Consider the following 17,702-nt stretch of genomic DNA (forward strand, 5'->3'; position numbering starts at 1 on the left):
CATCGGCAATCATCGGCAATCACGGATGACACGCCCGGGGGCGAGACGGGTTTTGTGAATATGCCGCGGGCGTCGGCGGGTCCATTTGGCGGAGTGCATTCGCGGGGCGGGATGGGCGGTTGTTGTCGGTGTGCCTCGTGCGTCGATAGTCGATATGCGGGTCGGGGTCGGCACGAATCGATCGCGCGCGGAGTCGGGCGCCCGCGCCGTGCGGTCGTCGGGGCCGTGGCGTCGGGGCCGGGCGTTGGTGGGCGACTCGGGCTGCTCGGGCGGCGGCGACGGGTCGGTGACGGTCGACGCTGGGGGATTTTGCGGACGAACCCGGGTGAGTCGGGCCGGATTGCCGTGCGCGGGATTGCTCATTCGTGCGTGAAACTGCTATCAAATGAATAGTTTCACGCATCTGAGTGCAGCGGTGCGCAACATCGCGCACTGTCCAGGACCCCGGGAGCGCCATGACGACCGTGAGCCACACCTCTGCCGAGATCGCCACCCAGCCCGAACTGTGGGCCCGCGCCGCCGCGCTGGCCGGGGACTGCGCCGGACTGCCGAAGCCCGGTGAGCGGGTCGCGATCGTCGGGTGCGGGACCTCGTGGTTCATCGCGCAGGCATACGCGGTGTTGCGCGAGCGGGCCGGGCTCGGGGTCACCGACGCGTTCGCGGCCTCCGAGTTCCCCGGGGTCCGGGACTACGACCGGGTCGTGGCGTTGACCCGCTCCGGCACCACGACCGAGGTGCTGCGTCTGCTGGCCGAGGTCCGCGGCGCGGTGGCGACGACCGCGATCACCGGCACGCCCGGCACGCCGATCGTCGACGCGGCGGACGAGATCGTGCTGCTCGACTTCGCCGACGAGCGGTCCGTCGTGCAGACCAGGTTCGCCACCACGGCCCTGGCCCTGCTGCGCGCGCATCTGGGCGAGGATCTGGGCGCGGCCGTGCGGGACGCGGAGGTGGCGGTGGCCCGGGCGCCCGAGCCGGCGTTCGTGGCGGCGGAGCAGTTCACCTTCCTCGGCTCGGGGTGGTCGGCCGGGCTCGCGGCGGAGGCCGCGTTGAAGATGCGCGAGGCGGCGGGGGCGTGGACGGAGAGCTACCCGGTGATGGAGTACCGGCACGGGCCGATCAGCATCGCCGCGCCGAACCGGATCACGTGGGTGTTCGGTCCGGTACCGGAGGGGCTGGCCGAGCAGGTGGCGGCGACGGGCGGGACGTTCGTGGCCGGTGTGCTGGATCCGATGGCCGAGCTGATCCGGGTACAGAAGCTCGCCGTCGCGATCGCGGAGAGCCGCGGGTTGAACCCGGACGAGCCGCGCCACCTCACCCGTTCCGTGGTGCTGGACGCGTCGTGAGGGACGTGCTCGGCGCCCGGATCGGTGGGTGGGCGTCGTGATCGTCGCCGTGACGCCGAATCCGGCCTGGGACGTGACCTATCACCTGGAGCGGTTGGCCCACCACCGGGCGAATCGGCCGCTGTCCGTGGCCGGGCGGGCCGGCGGCAAGGGGATCAACGTCGCCCGGGTGTTGCACTCGCTGGGGGTCGCCGTCACGGCGGTGGCTCCGTTGGGGGGTGCCACGGGTGAGCGAATACGGGCCGACCTCGTGGCGGCGGGCCTGGCGTTGACCTCGGTGCCGGTGTCGGGCGAGACGCGGAACACCACGACGATCGTGGAGACCGCGTCGGGCGGCGCGACGTCGCTGAACGAACTCGGCCCGGCGCGGACCACCGAGGACTGGGCCCGACTGGTCGGCGCGGTGGCCGAACTCCTGCCCGCAGCCTCGGTGTTGGTGCTGTCGGGGAGTCTGCCGCCGGGGGTGCCGGTGGATGGGTACGCGGAACTGGTGCGGGCCGCGCGGGCCGCGCGGGTGCCGGTGTTGTTGGATGCCTCGGGGCCGGCCCTGGTCGCCGGTGTCGCGGCCGGGCCGGATGTGGTCAAGCCGAACGCGGACGAACTGCGCGCGGCGACCGGCGAGTCCGATCCGCTGCGGGCGGTGGCCCGGTTGTCGGCGGGGACGCGGGCCGATCTGGCGGTGGTCGCGTCGTTCGGCCCGGATGGGGTGTTGGCCGCTACGGACGTGGGGTGGTGGCGGGCGGTGCCGCCCGATGCGGTGCGGGGGAACGCGACCGGGGCCGGGGACGCGGCGGTCGCGGCCCTGGCTCGTGGGATGGCCGAGGACAGTCCGTGGCCGGAGCGACTGCGGGACGCGGTGGCGCTGTCGGCCGCGGCGGTGGCGGCGCCAGCGGCGGGCGACGTGGCGGGCGAGTTGTACCGGAGTTGGCGACCCCGGGTGCGGGTGGACGCGGTGGAGCCGCCGGGATGAGCGGCGGCCGGGCCGGATTTCCTAGTGGACGGGAGCGGTGGGATGGCGTTGACCTCGACGGGGACATTGACCGACGCGGCGCGGGCGGACGGGGTGGGGGTGGCCGCGTTCAACGTGATCACCCTCGAGCACGCCGAGGCGGTGATCATGGCCGCCGAGGCGGCGGCGCTGCCGGTCGTGCTGGCGATCAGTGAGAACGCGGTGAAGTTTCGGCGCGGGCGGCTCGGACCGCTGGCCGCCGCGTGTCGGGTGCTCGCGGAGGAGGCGGCCGTACCGGTCGCGCTGCACCTGGACCATGTCGAATCGGTCGAGCTGCTGCGGGCTGCCGAGGGGAGCGGGATCGGGTCGGTGATGTTCGACGCGTCGCGGCTGCCCTATGCGCAGAACGTGGCGGCCACGGCGGACGCGGCGGCCTGGGCGCACGAGCGCGGCATCACGCTGGAGGCCGAACTCGGCGAGGTGGGCGGCAAGCCGGGGCATCCCGCGCTCGACGCACACGCGCCGGGTGCGCGGACGGATCCGGCCGAGGCGGCGGCGTACGTTCGGGCCACCGGGGTGGACGCGTTGGCCGTCGCGGTGGGCAGCAGTCACGCGATGCTCGATCGTACGGCCGCGCTCGACCACGACCTGATCGCGCGGTTGCGCGCGGCGGTGGACATACCGCTGGTGCTGCACGGGTCCTCGGGCGTCCCGGACGCCGAGCTGCGGGCGGCGGTGGCCGCCGGCATGACGAAGATCAACGTCGGTACGGCGCTGAACATCGCCTACACGGGAACGCTCCGCGAACACTTGGCCGCAACCCCGAACCGAGCCGACCCACGCCCATCCCTGACCGCCGCCCGCGAGTCGACCGCCACCACGATCACGACCCTCCTGAGGGTGATCACCGCGAAGCCGTGAGCGGGCGCGGCCACGCCCTTGGGCAACGCCCCGACCCGGCCCGGGGGGGTTGGGCCGCGCCCAGGCCCGGACCGGCACGCCCACCCGCGCGGAGGAGCGGGCCGCACCCGCGCGCGCAGCGCCCGAGCGCCGAGGCGCGGGTGCGCCCACGCCCTTGGGCAACGCCCCAACGCGGCGCGGGCGTTGGGCCGCGCCCAGGCCCGGATTGGCACACACCCGCCCGCGCCGAGAAGCGGGCCGCCGCACCCGTCCGCGCCGCGCCCGGGCGCCGAAGCCGCCCCCGGCGCCGGGCCCGGCCAGAGCCCGCTCGCCGCCGCAAACCGCACCGAGCCCGCACGGGACCGCACCGCGCGCGCCCCCACGGGACTGCGCTCGTACCGCGCCCGGACCGCACTGCGCCCGCACGGGATCGCGCCGCGCCCGGATCGGACTGCTCTTGCCCGCAACGTGCTTGTCCGCGCCGCGCCCGCCGGCACCGCGCCGCGCGGCGCGGGTCCTTGCTCGGTCAGCCGAAGATCCAGGTCGCCGCTCGGGACCACCACGTCGTGGGGAGTGGGGCGGTCGGGGGTTTCGGGGGTGCCGGGGGGCGCGGTGGGCGTGGGGGTGGGGTCCATTCGGGGGGGTCGACCACCGGCACCGGGGTGTAGTCGACGGGCAGCGAGGTGAGGTAGCGGGCCCATGTGGCTGCGTGCCAGGCCGGTGGCTCGCCCGGATGGGTCAGGCGGATGTCGGGGAGCCGGGCGTGCAGCGTGTCGAGTGCGGTGTCGGTGATCGCCCGGCCGATCTCCTGTCCGGGGCACGCGTGCGCGCCGCCGCTGAAGGCCAGGTGCGCGCGGTTGTTGTGCACCGGGACGGTGATGTCGGTACGGATCTTCGGGTCGAGGTTGCCCGCCATCACGCCCAGGACGAGCAGGTCCCCGGCCCGGATCCGACGACCGCCCAACTCGGTGTCCACCAGCGCCCAGCGGCCCGGGATGACCCACAACGGCGGTTCGTCCCACAGCACTTGCTCGATCGCCTCGGGCAGGGTCAACCGGGCGCCGGCCAGCGACGCGGCGAACCGGTCGTCGGAGAGCACCACCCGCGCCGTGTTCGCGATCAGCGCGATGGTCAGCTCGTTCGCCGCGACCATGACCAGCCGAAGGTGGTGCAGTACCTCGTCCTCGGTCAGCTGGTTCGGGTGCTCGATCAGCCAGGACGGGAAGTCGGCGCCCGGCTCCGCGCGTTTGCGGTCGGCCAGCTCGCGCAGCGTGTCGAGGATGAACTCGTTGGAGGTCAGCGCACGTTCGTTCTGCATCATCAGGTCCGCACTGGCCTGTACCAGCTGCGGACCCAGCTCGTCGGGCAGCCCGTACAGCTTCGCGATCACCAACATCGGCAACTGTTGCGCGAACTGCGCGACCAGGTCCGCGTGTCCGTCCCCGGCGAATCGGTCGGCCAGTTCGTGGGTCACCTGCTGGACGTGCTTGCGGATGCTGCGCCGGTCGAGCCGGTCCAGGCTCTCGGTGATCACCGAGCGCAGCCGCTGGTGTTCGGCACCGTCGGTGGAGACACAGTCCGGGCGGTATCCCATGATCGGCAGGATCGTCGCGTCCGGCGGGATCCGGCCCTCGCGCCAGTCGCGCCAGTTGCGCGCGTCCCGGGAGAACCGGCTCGGCGTGCGCATGACCTCCAGGTTTTCCCGGTAGCCCAGCACCAGCCAGCCGGGGAAGTCGCCGTCGACCAGGATCGGCGCGACCGCCCCGTGTTCGGCGCGCAGCCGCTCGTACGCGGCGCCCGGGTCCGCGATGGTCTCCGGGCCGTACAACCTCGTGATGCCCTCGGTGGCCGTCGCGCCTGCGTGCGCGGGGCAGCCGGGCGGCGGAGCGGGGGGAGGAGCGGTCATGGCGTCTCCCGGTTCGTGGTGAGCGTGTACAGGTATTCCATGAGGGCCATCAGGACGTCCCGACCGGAGCCGCGCTCGCGGGCGTCGCAGTCGACCATCGGTACGGATTCGTCCAGGTCGAGGGCGACGCGCAGGTCGTCGATGGAGTGCATCGGCGATTCGGGGAAGGTGTTGATCGCCACGACGAACGGCACGGCGCGATCCTCCAGTCGGCCGATCACGTCGAAGCACACCTCGAGGCGTCGGGTGTCGACCAGGACCACGGCGCCGAGCGCGCCCTCGAACAGGCCGTCCCACAGGAACCAGAAGCGTTCCTGCCCGGGGGTGCCGAACAGGTAGAGCACCAACCGCTCGTCGATGCTGATCCGGCCGAAGTCCATCGCCACGGTCGTGGTGGTCTTGTGCTCGACCCCCGCGAGGTCGTCGATGCCGACGCCCGCCTGGGTCATCGTCTCCTCGGTGGTCAGCGGCCGGATCTCGCTGACCGCGCCGACCAGGGTGGTCTTGCCGACCCCGAAGCCGCCGACGACCACGACCTTGACCGCAGTGGCGGCGGTCGCGGGCAGCATGTCCTCGGGGCGCGGGCCCGCGAGGGTCTCAGAGCCGTTGTAGTCCATGCATCACCGCCTTGAGCAGATCGATGTCGGGCAACGACGCGGTCGGGATCGGGGCCCGGGCCTCGAGCTGCCCGTCGGCCACCATGTCGGTGAGGATGAGCGTCAGCATGCTGGTCGGCAGCCGCATGTGGGCGGAGATCTCCGCCATGGACAGCGGCTGTTCGCACATGCGTAGGATCGCGGCCGGCTCCGGTGACATGCCGTGGGTCGGTTCGTGCTCGGCGACGAACAAGGTGACCAGGTCCAACCGCCCCTGGGCCGGCGGCTGTTCGCCGACCAGGTAGAGCCGTTCGGGATGGTCCCCGCGGCGCATGCGTTTGGGCACGATCACGGAAAGGCCCCGTCCCGGCGCGGCGGGCTGGTCAGGTGTTCGCCGATCCGGATCACCAGGTCGCGCATGCGGTGTCCGAGCAGCCCGGTGTCCACCGAGCCGTCCGCGAGCACCGCGAGATAGGCGCCGGCGCCGGCCGCCATCATGTAGAAGTAGCCGCCGTTGACCTCGATCACCACCAGCCGCATCCGCCCGTCCCCCTTGGGGAATTCGGCCGCGATCGCGGCGGCCAGGCTCTGCAGGCCGGCGCACGCGGCGGCCAGCCGGTCGGCGGTGTCGGCGGCGGTGTTGTGCTGTGCCATCCGCAGGCCGTCCGCGGACAGCAGCACGATGTAGCGGGTGAACGGCACGCTCTTGGCCAGATCGGCGAGCATCCAGTCCATGTTCGGTCGGTAGCCGGTCATCGGGATCCCCCCTCGCGCCACGTGTCGTCGCCGGGTTCGGATCGCCGTTCACCGGGCGGCGGTTCGCCGTTGATGCCACTGAGGAACGCGTCCAGGCCGAGGCCGGGCGGGGTTTCGTCGAAGCTGGGCGCGACGGGGGGCAACGACGACTTGCGCGGTCCGCCGCGTGGCGACGCGGCGCGCGGGACGGTGCCCAGGGTGCGCCGGCGGCGTTGCGGCAGACCGTTCGCGCCCACCTCGGTGTTGGTCGCCGCGTCGGCGATCATGTCTTCGAGGGTGGGGAGATTTTCCAGGTGGGACAGGTGCTCCGGCATCGGGTACATCGGCGGCACGTTGGGCGTGATCTGGTACTGCGGGATGACCACGACGGCGCGCACGCCGGAATAGGCGGACGGGCGCAACATCACCTTGAAGTCGTTGTCCCGCGCGAGGCGGGCCACCACGGTCAGGCCCAGGCGCGGCGTCTCGCCCAGGTCGTCGAGGGTGAGCGCGTTGCCCTCCAGGGACAGGATGCGCTCGGCGCGGCGCCGGGCCTCCTCGCTCAGGCCGACGCCGGCGTCCTCGATCTCGACCGCGATGCCGCTCTGTACCTCGGTGGTGCTCAGCTGCACGGTGGTCGAGGGCGGCGAGTATCGGGTGGCGTTGTCCAGGAGTTCGGCGATCGCGTGGATCAGCGGCTCGACGTGCCGGGAGAGCACCGCGACCTCGACGACCGAGTGCAGCTTGACCCGGCGGTAGTCCAGGATGCGCGACATCGCGCCGCGCAACACGCTGTACATGCCGATGTCGTCTTCCCACTGGCGGCCCGGGTGGGAGCCGCCGAGCACCGCGATGCTGTCCGCCATCCGGCCGATCAGCGCGTTGCCGTGGTCCAGGTGCAGCAGGTCGCGGAAGACCACCGGGTCGTCGCCGTGCCGGTCCTCCATGCCCCGCATGTCCTGGGCCTGTTGGTGGATGGTGGCCTGGACCCGCCGGGCGATGTTGACGAACGCGCGCTGGGTGGACTCGCGCAGCTCCTCCTCGGTGCTGACCGCGTCGATCACCGAGCGCAGCACGGTGCGGTGGGCCAGGGCGAACTCGGTCGGCGCGTCACGTTCGGGGGCGACCTTGCGGAGCACCTCGGGGACGGCTTCGCCCATCTGCAGGCGGCCGATGGCCTCCGGGACCAACTCCTCGGCCAGCTTGAGGGTCTCCGCCTCCTGTGCGGCGAGCCGGCGGCGCAGGCCGACCTGCTGCTCCTTGAGTCGTACCTGCAGTTGCGCGATGGTGCGTCCGCGGCGGCTCGTCTCGGCGGCGCACACGGCGACGGCGACGGTCGCGATGGCACCGCACAGGGCCACCGCGGGGCGGGCCTGGGCGGAGACCGCGGCCACGGCCGCAGCCGCACACGCGGCGGTCACGAGGAGGGGGAGGACCCACGCGAGGGCCGGCCGTCGGCCTCCGGGGGACGATCCAGCGAGAACCATCGGCATCCTCGAAAAGTCGGAAGGAGTCGTGCGGGTGTGCTGCGGACCGCACGGCGGATCCGGTCCGTCGGCGGGCTGCGCGGGCCGTCCCGTGCGGTGGGGGTTGGTGTCCCGTCGGGCAGGGGAAGGACCGTCGCGGGCGCCAGGCTACGCGGATGGGTGGGGCGGATCGGGCGTGTGGCGTACTTGCCGCTCGAACGGGTGAATCGATGGAGAACGGGACATCCGTCGGGTCGAAAGCGGTAGAGGGGCGGCCGGGTTCGGGCCCGGTTTCCGCAGTGTCGGGGCAACATGAAGCCGCCGACCCCGCCCGGTGGTTCGGGGGGATCGGCGGCCGTCGTCCAGGGGTGTCGCGGACCGGCGCGGGCTACTTGAGCGGCGCGGTGAGCGGGGTGTGGTCCGTGCGCTTGAGCAGGCAGGTCAGGTCGCGGTCGTTCTTGTTGAGCCAGCTGCCGGCGGTCGGGCGCAGGGTGAGCTTGGAGAACTGGATGTCGGTGTTGCGGCCCGCCGCGCCGGCGGTCAGCTCGGTGCACTTCTTGGCGGTGTCCTCCTGGGAGGTCAAGCTGGTCGGCGACATGTTGGCGGGCAGGGTGTACTCGCCGACCACCTCGGCCTCGTGCGGGGTCGTGCACGGGACGGTGAGGATGTCCTCGCCCTTCTCGTTGATGCAGTCACCCCTGTGCAGCTTGACCATCTTGACCTGGCCGGAGCGGGTGGACGGGATGCCGGTCGGGCCGGCCCCGCCGGTGGCTTTGCCCGCCGACGGGTCGAGCTTCGCCGGGAGGGTGGGCGCCGGTGGCATGGTGATCACCGGCGGCTTGGATCCGGCGGAACTGCCCTTGTCGTCCTTCTTGTCGTCGCTCTTGCCGAGGCAGCCGGTGAGCAACATCGAGCCGACCAGGATCGCCGCGGCGGCGGCGGACGAGCGGGTACCGGCGCCACGCGGGCCCGAGCGGACGGAGGACGACACACCGGGGATCCGGGAAACGCGCATGGGAGATCGGAGCCTTTCGCAGGGGATTCGCCCAGAGTCTGTCGGAGCCTGCGGTTCCGGTCTTCAGGGGTTTCCCTTATCTGCGCCGTACCTCCGGCGATTGCCGCGAATCGCCGCCAATCGCCCTCGACGGTTACATCGGGGGCGTGCCCTTGGTGCGCTGGTAGTGCCGGGCCACCCGGGCCCGGTTGCCGCAGCCGGCCGAGCACCATTCGCGGCGGGGGTTGTTCCGGACGAAGTGCAGCATGCAGCCCGGACCGTGACAGGGCCTCAGCTCGGCCCGATCCGGGCCGGCGAGCAGCTCGATCGTGGCGCCGGCCAGTTCGGCCAGCGCGGTGGCGATCGGCGCGGCCCCGCTGCGGGTGGCCGCGGTGGGGGTGCCCGCGCCGGCCCAGGTCAGCTCGCGCCAGTGCGGCGCCGCGCGGGTGTGCGCGTTGAGCTGCTCGACGACCTCGGCGGGTGGCACGGTGTCGGTGATCGCGGCGGTGAGCAGTGCGGCGACGCACGCGCGCAGCTCGTGGGCCGCGGCGAGGTCGCGCGCGTCCGCCGCGAGCAGCGCGGACTCGCTCGGCGCGGTGGTCAGGCGCGGGGCGATGTCGCGCAGCCAGGCGGCCAGATGCTCGGGCTCGGCCAGCCCCTCCTGCGGCACGCCGCGTACCGCGTAGCGGGTGTTGGTCAGCTCCACCGGGAGCGGCTCGCCGAGCAGGGGTGCGCCGCCGGTGCCGAGATCCGCGATTCTTGTGCTCACCGGACTAATGCTACCGGGCGTGGATATCCATGTGGATGGTGGGCGGGTGGTGCTTTTGTGCCGTTATGGGAGTAGGTGGAGGGTGAGGTTAGCCCTACCAAGAGATGGATGTGGGCACCATGGGGAATGTGTTGCGCGATCTCTAGGTTGGTACCGGCGGGCCGACCGGGCCCGTAGGGGCCGAGGAGAGTCACGTGAACAACCGCAGCCGGGGCGCAGGCCAGGACACCACCCAGCCGTCGACGCCCGGCACGGTCGCCTCCTTCACCCGCTTCGTGATCTTCGGCGGTGGCACGGGACTGGCCTCCAGCGCCGCGCTGGTCGCCCTCTCCGGCCACCTCACCATCGTGCTCGCCAATGCGCTGGTCACCGTGATCGGCACGATAGCGGCCACCGAATTGCACAGCCGATTCGCCTTCCGGGCCGGCCGGGCCGGCCTCACGGCGCACTTCCAGGCGGGCGGTTCGGCGTTCGTGGCCTACCTGTTCACCACGGCGGCGATGCTCGGGCTGCACGCGGTGCAGCACGCGCCGAGCATCATGGTCGAACAGGGCACCTACCTCACCGCGTCGGGCCTGGCCGGTCTGGCCCGATTCGTCTTCCTGCGGCTCGCGGTGTTCGCCCGACCCGAGCCGGCCGGGCCGGCGCCGGTGGTCACCGGCACGCGGACCCGGGTCCTGGGTCGAAACGCGCTGGTCGCGGCGGCCTGACGGCGCCTGTTCGCCTATTCGCCGGGCAGGCCGGACTCGCGCAACCGGCGGCGGTGCGGCGGGAGCAGCAATACCTCCAGCGCGTCGGCGCAGGCCTGGGCCCGGTCGCGAAACCACGCGATGCGCTCGTCGGTCATCACGGCGGGGGTGGATCGTACGGCGAGCGCGGCGTGCGCGTGGCCGGCCCGGTTCAGGATCGGCACGGCCAGGGTGCGTACCCCGGGTACCGACTCGCCGTCGTTGAGCGCGTAGCCGATCGCGCGCGCCGCGTCGAGTTGGGCGCGCAGCGCGACCGGGTCGACGATCGTACGTTCGGTCTGCGGGGCGAGCGGGAGCAGTGGTTCCAGGCCGCCGTCCGCCGGGTCGGCCCAGGCCAGCAACACCTTGCCGAGCGCGGTGGAGTGCAGCGGTCGGCGCAGCCCCAGGCCGGTGCCGGGCTGGACCGAACTGCCGACCAGGACCAGTGCGTGCCGGCCGCTGCGGATGGCCAGGTCGGAGGTTGCCGAGGTACGCCGGGACAACTGCTCCAACTCCGGCGCCGCGTGGTGCAGACCGCGCTGGTGGTAGGCCAGCAGGCCCAGCTCGGCGACCACCGGGCCGAGCCGGTAGCGACTGGTGCGGTCGTCCTGGTCGAGGAATCCGGCCCCCACCAGGGTGCGGGCCAGGCGGTGCGCGGTGGACACGGACAGGCCCATCCGGCGGGCGATGTCGGACGCGCTCAGGTCGCTGCCGGTGGCGCGGAAGCAGTGCAGGATGCCCAGGGCACGCTGCACGGCCTGCGCGCCCGACGGCGCCGCGGTGGCGCGTGAGTCGCTCGTCGCGCCCGGCGCGTTCGTCTCCACCGAGACCTCCGGAATCTCCACTGGCATCCCCAACTCACCGTTCGACAGGCGGTTTTCACCATACGGCAAGCGGGTGGACGACTCGGCGCCACGGGATGCCCCGATGGGCGAGCCTGGATCCCACATCGTGGGAAGGTTTGATCGGGTGGGGCGGATCGTGCCAGGATCCACCCGATGCACCATTTGGTGCGCCGGCGCCCTTCCGTGCCGGTGCGCCGATGCCCGACGATGCCGAGAGGGAGGCCCGCGTGTCCGCAGTCGCGTTGTACACCGCGCCGCTCTCCACCGCCCGGGCGCTGCTCACGAGCCGTCGGCACATCGACCTCGCGCGCGTTTCCAGCGCCGGCTGTCGCTGACCCACCCCCACCTGCGCGCCCGGCGCCCTGCGCCTTCGGTAGGCCGCTGCTCGATCGGGTGATCCGCGCCATGCGCCCCGATCCCGATGCCGCTGTCGCGTAGGTTCTCGCCACCCTTCTGTGTTCATTCCGCTGCCCGGACCGGTTCGGTCCCGGGGCGATCCGCTACGAACGCGAACGGAAGTACGCCATGACCGCCGTGACCGGCGCACGCCCCGACGAGCTGTGGTTCACCCGCTGTCCCGTCCCCACCGCCACCGGCATCGCGGCCGATCTGGGCCTGCTCGGCGCGGAGTTCGCGGCCGAGGGGATCACCGTGCGCTCGCTCCAGGACGTCTCGGCCGATGTCGCCGCCGATCACCACTACACCCACGCCCTGCCCGGATTGTTTCGCGAGGGCGGCAATGTGCCCGCGTTGTGGGCCCGTTCGCGCGGTGAGGCGACCCGGCTGGTCGGGCTGACCTGGATCGAGGAGCGCCAGGCGATCCTGGTCCGGGCGGACAGCACGATCGCCGCCCCCGAGCAGTTGCCCGGTCTGCGACTGGCGATACCCCGGCACGAGATCACGATCGACTTCTGGCGGGCGATGGCCCTGCACGGCTTCGCCGGCGCACTGTCCCTGGCCGGCGCCGGATTGGCCGACGCCCGGCTGGTCGAGGTGCCGGCGGCGCGCGGGATCGGGCAGTGGGAGGCCGAGTTGGCCGCCCTCGGGCGGGGCGACGTGGACGCGGTCTACGTCAAGGGCGCGCTCGCGGTCGAGGCGGCGGCCCGGCACGGCGCGGTCGTGGCGGTCGACCTGGACGCGGCGACGGACCCGAAGGCCCGGATCAACAACGGGACGCCGCGACCGATCACCGTGCATCGGGACCTGCTCGACCAGCACCCGGAGTTGGTCGCCCGCTTCCTCGCGGTCCTGGTCGAGGCGGCCGACTGGGCCCCCGGACATCCCGCCGAGGTGGCCCGGATCCTGGGCGCGGAGACCGGCGCGGGCGCGTTCGGGGTGGCCGGCGCGTACCGCGAACTCGGCCCGGACACGCTGCGCATCGACCTGTCCGCGACCCGCCTGGACCTGCTCGCGCGCCAGGAGCGCTTCCTGTTCGAACAGGGCTTCCTGGCCGGGCCGGTGGACGTACCTGCCTGGGCGGACCCCGAGCCGCTGCGCCGGGCCCGCGAACTTGCCGACGCCCGGGCCGTAGCGGCGGCCGGCGTGCCGCTGCATCTCCGGGCCCGGGGTGCGGACCGGGTCGGCGGCGCGCCCACCCACCCCACCCACCCCGACGACCGCGCCCCGCACGCACCTTCGCCGGAATCGTTGCGCATATCCACCGTGGAGGCACCTCATGAGTAGCCGGTCCCCTCGTCGTCCCCGCCTGGTGTCCGTCGTCGCGTTCGCGAGCGCGGCGCTGATCGTGCTGACCGGCTGCGGCTCCTCGGCGAAGGACACGAAGGACGCCAAGACGTCGGCGGCGGGCGACGGCAAAGCCGGGGTCACCCTGCGCATCCCCGACCCGGGCAACAACGGCGTGCTGGCGCGCGGCAAGAAGGACGGCTCGCTGGACGCGGCGCTGGCCAAGGTCAACGCCAAGGTCGCCTGGACCGGCAGCGCGGGTCCGTTCGCGCCCGCCGCGCAGGCGATCAACGCCGGCCAACTCGACGCCGCGCTCGGCTCGATCACCTCGGCCGTGGCCGCGCTCGGCCAGAAGCCGAGCTTCAAGTTGTTCGGCGCCACCGCCCCCGACCTGGCGGGCGAGGGCATCCTGGTGAAGAGCGACTCGAAGATCCACTCGATCCAGGACCTGGTCGGCAAGAAGGTGGCCTGCTCGCAGGGCGGCACCAGCGAGTACCTGCTGCTGGCCGCGCTCCGGCAGGCGGGGATCCCGGCCGACAAGGTCGAGCGGGTCTATCTGCGGGCCGACCAGACCGCACCCGTGTTCAGCGCCGGTCAGGTCGACGCGTGGGCGACCTGGGCCACCTACTCGGTGCCCGCGCTGGCCTCCGGCAACGCCCGGTTCCTGGCCGACGGCCGGGCACTCGGCTCGGACAACTACTCGGTGTGGGCGGTGCGCAATGCGTTCGCGGACAAACACCCCGACGTGATCAAGGCGTTCTACGCCTACCTGCACGACGCCGGCACCAGGGAACTCGCCGACCCCGCCGCGTACATCAACGTCTTCACCGACTCCGGCCCCACCGCGTACGGCGCCGAACCCAAGCGCATCCAGATCGACTTCACCAGGCAGGGCGCGACCGTCGAGCCGATCAGGCCCGCCGACGTGGACCGCTTCGGCAAGGTCGCCCGGTTCTTCCTGGAGCAGAAGGTCACCCCGGCCCTGGTCGACGTCAAGCCGCATCTGCTGGATGTCGACTCCCTGCCGGGAGCGGCGGGATGAGCGCGCCCACAGCGGTGCACGCCGAACCGAGCGCGCGCGAGTATCCCGGTCTGGTCACCCCGCGTCCGCGCATCCCCCGGCCCCGGCCGCGCTTCCTCGGTCCCGCACTGCGCGCGATCGGCCCGCTCGCGCTGCTCGGCGGGTGGACGTGGGCCGCGCACAGCGGCGCGCTGAGCCCGGACCTGCTCGGCTCGCCCGCGGACGTGTTCCGCGCCGCTCGCGAGATGTGGGACAACGGCCAACTCCCGGACGCGCTGCGGGTATCCCTCGGCCGAGCCGGGCTGGGCCTGGTCTTCGGACTGACCATCGGACTGACCCTGGGCGTACTCACCGGGTTCTCCCGACTCGGCGAGGAACTGCTCGATTCCTCCGTGCAGTTGTTGCGCACGGTGCCCTTCCTCGCGCTGGTCCCGCTGTTCATGGTGTGGTTCGGGATCGGCGAGTCGGCCCGGGTGATCCTGATCGCGGTCGCCACCGCGTTTCCGATGTACGTCTCCGCCTCCGGCGGGGTGCGCAACGTGGATCGTAAGGTGGTCGAGGCGATGCGCAGCTTCGGGGTGGGCCGGATCGCCCTGGTCCGCGAGGTGGTCCTGCCGGGCGCGCTGCCCGCACTGCTCTCCGGGCTGCGCCTGTCCATGACACTGAGCGTGATCGCGCTGATCGCGGCCGAGGAGATCAACTCCACGGCCGGGATCGGCTATCTGATGAGCCAGGCGCAGAGCTTCTCGCGGACCGACATCCTGACCGTCTGCATCCTGGTCTACGCGGTCCTCGGGCTGTTCGCGGACGTGCTCGTGCGGATCCTGGAGCGGGTTCTGATGCCGTGGCGCGGCCAGGGTCAGGGGGCGGGCCGATGAGCGCCGACATCGCGGTACACCTGGCCGGCCTGCGGCGGGTGTTCGGCCCCCGCGCCGTCCTGGACGGGGTCGATCTGGACATCGCGCGCGGCGAGTTCGTCGCGCTGCTCGGCGCGAGCGGCACCGGCAAGACCACGCTGCTGCGGATCCTCGGCGCGCTCGATCGTTGCGACGGCGGCATGGTGCTGGTCCCCGAGGCCCGCACGATCGTCTTTCAGGAGCCGCGATTGGTGCCGTCCAAGCGGGTGTTGGCCAATGTCGTGGTCGGGCTGCCCAGGGGTCGGGCCACCCGCGAGATCGGCCTGCGGGCACTGACCGAGGTCGGCCTGGAGGGGCACGCCCAGGCGTGGCCGGCGACGTTGTCCGGCGGCGAGGCACAGCGGGTCGCGCTCGCCCGGGCACTGGTCCGCGAACCGGAACTGCTGCTCCTGGACGAGCCGTTCGCGGCGCTGGACGCGCTCACCCGGATGCGGATGCAGGACCTGGTCGGCGAGTTGTGCCGGGTGCATCGGCCCGCCGTGCTCCTGGTCACGCACGACGTCGAGGAGGCGATCCGGCTCGCCGACCGGGTCGCGGTGTTGCGGGACGGGAATCTGGTCACCGACGAGATCGTCGCCGTGGACCGCCCGCGCGACCCCACCGACCCGGCGTTCGCGGCGCTGCGTCGGCGGTTGCTCGCCGATCTGGGCGTCCGTACGCCGGAGCCGCAAGCCTCGGCCGAGGTGTCCGCGGCCCCTGGTGCCTCGGTCGACTCGGTTCCCTGTGTTTCTCCCGCGTCTCCCGCGTCTTCCGCCTCTCCTGCGTCACCCGCGCCGTCCGTTACCGTCTCGTCCTCGTCCGGAGTGATCTGAATGACCGTCACCATCGGTGTCCACGGCAGCAACCCGTCGTTGTACCTGCTCGCCCGCCTCGGCATTCTGGAGCGCACCCTCGAACCGCTCGGGGAACGTGTGGAGTGGGTGCCCGTCGAGGGCACGCGGGTGGGCGAGTTGCTCGGCGACGGCACCATCGACTTCGGCGGGACCGGCTCGACGCCGCCGATCGTCGGGCAGGCGCAGGGCCACGACCTGGTCTATGTCGCGGTGTCCGAGCCGCGCCCCGAGCACGGCGCATTGCTGGTCGCCGACGAGGGTCCGGTACGCACGCCGGCGGACCTGCGGGGCGGCACGGTCGTGCTGAGCATCGGGTCCTGGCAGACCCACTTCGTGGCGAAGGCGCTGAACGACGTGGGCCTGTCCTACCGCGACGACATCACCCCGGTCCGGCCCGCGGCCGGGCAGGACCAGGCCGCCCGGCTGCGTTCCGGCGAGATCGCCGGCTGGGTCGCCCAGGGCCCCGAACTGGCCGCCGCGCGGCGTGAACCCGGTCTTCGGGTGTTGCACCGGGTCGGCGAGGTGATCACCGACCGGTCGGTGTTCTTCGCGAGCCGCGCGTTCGTGACCGAACACCCCGAGCTGGTCGCCGTGGTGGTGGCCGCGCTGCGCGAGGCCGACGAGTGGGCGGCGGCGAACGTGGCGGAGGCGGCCCGGCTGCACGCGGCCGAACTGCCCGGCTCGGCGGCGGACTGGGCCGAGGCGCTGGGCGTGCTGCCGTGGCGCCTGGAGCCGGTACCGGCGTCGTTCATCGCCGAACAGCAGGAGGCCGCCGACATCTTCGCGCTCAACGGGTTCATCGAACGACCCGTCGTGGTGGCGGACGCCCAGGCCGAAGCGCTGACCCCGCTGGTCGCCGGGGTGCTCGCGCGGGCGGGCGGTGGTAGCCGATGAGCACCGAGGTGTTGTGGTACGTGATCCCGCGTGAGGGGCCGTATCCGTGGGAGCCCGCCGGTCGGCGACCGGTCGACCTCGCCTACCTCCAGCAACTGGCGGGCGCGGTGGACCGGTTGGGGTTCAGCGGCGCGCTGCTGGCGACGGACCTGTACGACGTGTGGTCGCTCGGCAGCGTCGTGGCCGCGGCGGCGCCGACCTTTCGACCGCTGCTGGCCGTACATCCGGGGCTGATCGCACCGACCCTGCTGGCCAAGATGGCGCTCAGCTTCGAAGCGCTGTTCGGCGCGGGGCGGTTGCGCTTCAATGTGGTCAACGGCTCGACCGAGGGGCTGCGCGAGTACGGGCTGCACCTCGAACACGACGAGCGGTACGAACTCAGCGCCGAATACTGGCAGATCGTCAAGCGGCTGACCGCCGGCGAGGTGTTCGACCACAAGGGCAAGTTCTACGACCTGCGGCAGGCGGGCGCCGGGCTGCGCGAGTTGCGGCGGGACGGTGGACATGTGCCGATGTGGTTCGGCGGTTCGTCGCCGGCCGGCATCGAGATGGCCGCCGAGCATGTGGACGTCTACCTGACCTGGGGCGAACCGCCGCACCTGCTCCGGGAGAAGCTGGACCGGGTGCGCGAACGGGCGGCCGCGTACGGGCGTTCGGTGCGGATCGGTCTGCGGTTGCACCTGATCGTGCGGGAGACCGAGAACGAGGCGTGGGCGGCGGCCGATCGGCTCCTGGAGGTGACCAGCCACGCGACCTACGCGCGGCAGTTGGGCCAGGCGGCGGACGCGGACGGGGTGGGCTGGGAGCGGCAGTTCCGCCAGCACGGCGGCCGGGTGCCGGCCCGGGCCCGGGAGTTGGAGGTCCACCCGAACCTCTGGCCCGGGATGGGGCTGTTCCGGCCCGGGCCGGGCACGGCCGTGGTGGGCAGCACGGCCCAGGTGATCGAGCGGTTGCAGGAGTTCGAGGCGATGGGCGTGGATACGTTCATCCTGTCCGGCAATCCGCTGTTGGAGGAGGCGTACCGGATCGGCGAGACGGTGTTGCCGGCGCTCGGGGTGCGGCCTCGGGTGGGGTGAATCGGCCTTCATCAGGCGGAAGTTGGCGGCGGGGCGGGGCCTTC

The 17,702-nt window shown here is 72.6% G+C and carries 19 protein-coding genes; 11 read left to right on the plus strand and 8 right to left on the minus strand.

From position 1 onward, the window contains the following. Positions 1-464 precede the first annotated feature (464 nt). From ABIA38_RS36925 to ABIA38_RS36935, 3 genes are read left to right on the plus strand one after another with little or no spacing between them, the layout of a single operon-like run. A complete protein-coding gene (locus tag ABIA38_RS36925) occupies positions 465-1,346 on the plus strand; it encodes an SIS domain-containing protein (protein ID WP_424643418.1) in 882 nt (293 codons plus the stop codon). A gap of 37 nt (positions 1,347-1,383) precedes the next feature. Beyond that, the gene (locus ABIA38_RS36930; RefSeq protein WP_424643341.1) at positions 1,384-2,316 is read left to right on the plus strand and encodes a 1-phosphofructokinase family hexose kinase; all 933 of its coding nucleotides are present in this window, start codon (positions 1,384-1,386) and stop codon (positions 2,314-2,316) included. Between the two features lie 42 nt (positions 2,317-2,358). Beyond that, entirely contained in the window at positions 2,359-3,216 is an 858-nt protein-coding gene (locus tag ABIA38_RS36935; RefSeq protein ID WP_424643342.1) for a class II fructose-bisphosphate aldolase, read from the plus strand. 505 nt (positions 3,217-3,721) lie between these two features. On the opposite strand, the gene ABIA38_RS36940 is transcribed toward ABIA38_RS36935, so the two are convergent. The 7 genes from ABIA38_RS36940 to ABIA38_RS36970 all read right to left on the minus strand — a co-directional run bounded on the left by ABIA38_RS36940 (position 3,722) and on the right by ABIA38_RS36970 (position 9,661). Beyond that, positions 3,722-5,101, minus strand: a complete 1,380-nt coding sequence (locus ABIA38_RS36940) for a cytochrome P450 (protein WP_424643343.1) — start codon at positions 5,099-5,101, stop codon at positions 3,722-3,724. Then, a complete protein-coding gene (locus ABIA38_RS36945; RefSeq protein ID WP_424643344.1) occupies positions 5,098-5,718 on the minus strand; it encodes a GTP-binding protein in 621 nt (206 codons plus the stop codon). Before ABIA38_RS36945 ends, ABIA38_RS36940 begins: the two co-directional genes overlap by 4 nt. Further along, the gene (locus tag ABIA38_RS36950; RefSeq protein WP_424643345.1) at positions 5,699-6,031 is read right to left on the minus strand and encodes a DUF742 domain-containing protein; all 333 of its coding nucleotides are present in this window, start codon (positions 6,029-6,031) and stop codon (positions 5,699-5,701) included. Before ABIA38_RS36950 ends, ABIA38_RS36945 begins: the two co-directional genes overlap by 20 nt. Before the next feature lie 14 nt (positions 6,032-6,045). Beyond that, positions 6,046-6,453 (minus strand): roadblock/LC7 domain-containing protein, encoded by a 408-nt coding sequence (locus ABIA38_RS36955; protein ID WP_424643346.1) that lies wholly within the window; start codon positions 6,451-6,453, stop codon positions 6,046-6,048. After that, positions 6,450-7,919 carry an ATP-binding protein gene (locus ABIA38_RS36960; RefSeq protein ID WP_424643347.1) on the minus strand — a complete coding sequence of 490 codons (1,470 nt, stop codon included), beginning with the start codon at positions 7,917-7,919 and terminating at the stop codon, positions 6,450-6,452. The genes ABIA38_RS36955 and ABIA38_RS36960 overlap by 4 nt, the downstream gene beginning before the upstream one ends. Before the next feature lie 367 nt (positions 7,920-8,286). Then, complete coding sequence (locus tag ABIA38_RS36965; protein WP_424643348.1) at positions 8,287-8,889, minus strand: septum formation family protein; 603 nt, start codon at positions 8,887-8,889, stop codon at positions 8,287-8,289. Between the two features lie 157 nt (positions 8,890-9,046). Next, positions 9,047-9,661: a CGNR zinc finger domain-containing protein gene (locus ABIA38_RS36970; RefSeq protein ID WP_424643349.1), complete on the minus strand. Its 615-nt coding sequence runs from the start codon at positions 9,659-9,661 to the stop codon at positions 9,047-9,049. A gap of 194 nt (positions 9,662-9,855) precedes the next feature. Between ABIA38_RS36970 and ABIA38_RS36975 the strand changes: the two genes are divergently transcribed. Further along, positions 9,856-10,371 (plus strand): hypothetical protein, encoded by a 516-nt coding sequence (locus tag ABIA38_RS36975; RefSeq protein ID WP_424643350.1) that lies wholly within the window; start codon positions 9,856-9,858, stop codon positions 10,369-10,371. Positions 10,372-10,385: 14 nt separating this feature from the next. Here ABIA38_RS36975 and ABIA38_RS36980 read toward each other — a convergent pair whose 3' ends face one another. Next, positions 10,386-11,240 (minus strand): IclR family transcriptional regulator, encoded by an 855-nt coding sequence (locus ABIA38_RS36980; RefSeq protein ID WP_424643351.1) that lies wholly within the window; start codon positions 11,238-11,240, stop codon positions 10,386-10,388. Positions 11,241-11,461: 221 nt separating this feature from the next. Here ABIA38_RS36980 and ABIA38_RS36985 point away from each other — a divergent pair, with 221 nt between their 5' ends. The 7 genes from ABIA38_RS36985 (at position 11,462) to ABIA38_RS37015 (ending at position 17,658) form a co-directional block, all read left to right on the plus strand. Continuing rightward, positions 11,462-11,569 carry a putative leader peptide gene (locus ABIA38_RS36985; RefSeq protein WP_424643352.1) on the plus strand — a complete coding sequence of 36 codons (108 nt, stop codon included), beginning with the start codon at positions 11,462-11,464 and terminating at the stop codon, positions 11,567-11,569. Positions 11,570-11,759: 190 nt separating this feature from the next. Further along, a complete protein-coding gene (locus ABIA38_RS36990; RefSeq protein WP_424643353.1) occupies positions 11,760-12,917 on the plus strand; it encodes an ABC transporter substrate-binding protein in 1,158 nt (385 codons plus the stop codon). Next, entirely contained in the window at positions 12,910-13,959 is a 1,050-nt protein-coding gene (locus tag ABIA38_RS36995; RefSeq protein WP_424643354.1) for an ABC transporter substrate-binding protein, read from the plus strand. The genes ABIA38_RS36990 and ABIA38_RS36995 overlap by 8 nt, the downstream gene beginning before the upstream one ends. Then, positions 13,956-14,816: an ABC transporter permease gene (locus ABIA38_RS37000; RefSeq protein WP_424643355.1), complete on the plus strand. Its 861-nt coding sequence runs from the start codon at positions 13,956-13,958 to the stop codon at positions 14,814-14,816. The genes ABIA38_RS36995 and ABIA38_RS37000 overlap by 4 nt, the downstream gene beginning before the upstream one ends. Then, positions 14,813-15,667 carry an ABC transporter ATP-binding protein gene (locus ABIA38_RS37005; RefSeq protein ID WP_424643356.1) on the plus strand — a complete coding sequence of 285 codons (855 nt, stop codon included), beginning with the start codon at positions 14,813-14,815 and terminating at the stop codon, positions 15,665-15,667. The genes ABIA38_RS37000 and ABIA38_RS37005 overlap by 4 nt, the downstream gene beginning before the upstream one ends. Beyond that, positions 15,668-16,582: an ABC transporter substrate-binding protein gene (locus ABIA38_RS37010; protein WP_424643357.1), complete on the plus strand. Its 915-nt coding sequence runs from the start codon at positions 15,668-15,670 to the stop codon at positions 16,580-16,582. Then, positions 16,579-17,658, plus strand: coding sequence for an LLM class flavin-dependent oxidoreductase (locus tag ABIA38_RS37015; protein ID WP_424643358.1), 1,080 nt, complete (start codon positions 16,579-16,581; stop codon positions 17,656-17,658). The genes ABIA38_RS37010 and ABIA38_RS37015 overlap by 4 nt, the downstream gene beginning before the upstream one ends. Positions 17,659-17,702 lie beyond the last annotated feature (44 nt).

The organism is Embleya sp. AB8 (assembly GCF_049739465.1).
Classification (GTDB): Bacteria; Actinomycetota; Actinomycetes; order Streptomycetales; family Streptomycetaceae; genus Embleya.